The sequence below is a fragment of the Pseudomonas sp. ICMP 3272 genome (assembly GCF_001466905.1).
GTDB classification, from domain to species: Bacteria; Pseudomonadota; Gammaproteobacteria; order Pseudomonadales; family Pseudomonadaceae; genus Aquipseudomonas; species Aquipseudomonas amygdali.
The window spans coordinates 1-922 of sequence record NZ_LKEK01000124.1 but is presented as its reverse complement, the minus strand read 5'-3'; the positions used below and the strand labels follow the sequence as shown (position 1 = coordinate 922).

Below are 922 nucleotides of genomic sequence, written 5' to 3'. Positions count from 1 at the left end.
GATGGTTATCGAAGGTACCGGTGGTGAGTGCCAGACCATTACCGGCAATACGCCCGCTCTGGCTGTTATCGAGACTGGCGCTGGTCAGCGTCAGGGTTGAATCGCTTAGGATCTGCCCGCCGCGGTTGACCACCGCACCGCTCGTGCTGACTGACGCCGTGCCGGCACTGGTCACGCTGCCGGTGTTGTTGCTCAGGGACGCCGCACGCATATCCAGGGTGCCGTCGCTGCGCAGTGTGCCTTGGTCATTGTTCAACGCGCCGCTAACGGCCAGGTTCAGACTGTTTTTGCCGTAAACGCTGCCGGTGCCGATATTGGTCAGTTGCCCCAGGTTCAGCTGTACGCCCTGCTGCCCTGCCACCGAGCCGTTCTGGTTATTCAGGTGGTCGGACGTCAACTGCAACGCGCCGTTGGCCAGCAGGCGACCTTTTTCGCTGTTGTTGAACTGCCCCACCGTCGAGGTCAGGCTGCCGAGGCTGGAGATTTCCGCGTTGCGGTTGTCCACGCTTGCCGCGTTGAGCAGCAGATCGCCATTGGCGCTGATAAGTTGGAGATTTCCGCGTTGCGGTTGTCCACGCTTGCCGCGTTGAGCAGCAGATCGCCATTGGCGCTGATAAGCCCCAGCTGGTTGAGCAACTGCCCGGAAATACGAGCGGACAAAGCGCTGCTGCTGAACAGCTTGCCTTGCTGGCTGTTGTCCAGCGAAGCGGCGGTGATGATCATCGTGCCATTGCTGCTGATCAGCCCGCTCTGGCTGTTGAGCACCTGAGACGCGTTGATATCGACAGTGCCGCCCTGGCTCAGAATTCGGCCCGACTGACGATTGTCGACGGCTGTGGCCACGATTCGCGTGCTCGACTGCCCGTTCAGTGTGGCACCCTGGTTGTTCAGGGTCTGGGTAATGGTGGCCTGCAAGGCGCGA

1 pseudogene is annotated in these 922 nt (G+C 61.1%); it reads right to left on the bottom strand.

What is annotated here, in order from left to right:
• Window positions 1-922 (bottom strand): annotated as a pseudogene (locus tag AO068_RS27815) (filamentous hemagglutinin N-terminal domain-containing protein); the annotation flags it as partial.